Origin of the sequence: Pseudarthrobacter sp. NamB4, from assembly GCF_005796185.1 — a bacterium.
Taxonomy (GTDB): domain Bacteria; phylum Actinomycetota; class Actinomycetes; order Actinomycetales; family Micrococcaceae; genus Arthrobacter.
In genome coordinates this window covers 1-1,197 of sequence record NZ_VAHM01000038.1, presented here as the reverse complement: position 1 = coordinate 1,197, position 1,197 = coordinate 1, and the positions used below count along the sequence as shown (strand labels likewise).

At 69.4% G+C, this 1,197-nt stretch carries 1 protein-coding gene; it reads right to left on the bottom strand.

The features are described 5' to 3' along the window. A partial coding sequence (locus FDW81_RS17925; RefSeq protein WP_138135552.1) for an HNH endonuclease signature motif containing protein occupies positions 1 to 1,197 on the bottom strand: 1,197 nt, incomplete at both ends.

Sequence of the window (1,197 nt, the reverse complement as noted above, 5' to 3'; positions counted from 1 at the left end):
TGGGGTGGTTCCCAGTCCTGGTGTTCGCTTTTGTATGTTCTGCCGGTGGGTGAGATCCAGCCGGGTGGTTCGTTCTTGGTGGCCGGTGTTGGTGTCCAGCCGCTGGTGTGTCTGAGCCGGTGATGTTTGGGGCAGGGTTGTCCGAGGTTGCTGATCCCGGTGGTGCCGCCCTTGGCCCAGGCGAGGAGGTGGTCTGCTTCGTTGTCCAGGGAGTGGTTGCTGCACCCGGGGAAGGGGCATTTTCCGTCCCGCAGCCGCAGCCAGTTCCTCATCGCTTTGGTGACCCGGTAGCTGGTCCGCCCGATTTCCAGGGGCGCCCCGTCCCTCGGATCGACCAGCACCCGATAAAAGGAATCGGCTCCATCGGCGACGAGTTTGCGCGCCATCGAGGCCGGGATGGGGCCGTGGCCATCGAGCATGGCCGGCTCCTCGGTCAGGCCGAGCAACGAGAACACGGGCACGGTGACCAGCACCTGGGGCCGAATCGGCGAAGACGGTCGGGGAGCCATTCCCGCACCGCCCCCGTCGCCGCCCCCGTTGCCGGCAATGTTGGCGGCGGCGTCACCGCCCCCGTTGCCGGCGCCGGCGCCGGTGCCGGTGCCCAGCAGTGCTGAGGAGAAGGTGTCTGCCCGCAGCTGGGAGAGGGTGCGGTGTTCGTTGGGCCCCTGCATGCCCCGGGAAACAGCGGTCAGCCGGTCCCAGGCCGCTGAGGCCTGGTCCGCTGGAAGGTAGGCCGAGAACCACGCCATCCCGTCCTGATCCGGTAAGCACTCCACCCGGCGGTCCAGGAAACTCTTCGCGTGCCGCTTCTCGATCGACTCGGCGTGGTGGCGTTCCCGCCAGGTCCGGGCCTTCTTGCGGAACCGGTAGGCCGGCATCTCCCCGGCCGGGCAGCCCTTCGCACGGTTGGGCGCTGTCGGGTCCAGGAAGTGGGCCTCCAGGGCTGCTGCCCCCGCGGGGTGCAGGGTTGCGGTTTCGTCCACCATCACCCTGGCGTGCTGCCAGGAGATGGTTCCGGCCCCCAGCGCAGCGAGCGTCCGCGGCAGCGAAGTAGTCAGGGCATGGGCCTGGGCGAGCAGGGCGCCGGCGGCCCGGCCGCTGATGGCCAGGACGCAGCCGATTTCCGCGGCGATGGCCATCTCCATCGCCTGCACCGGGGCGACCGGCGGAGCAACCGCCCGTGCCGTGTCCGCATAT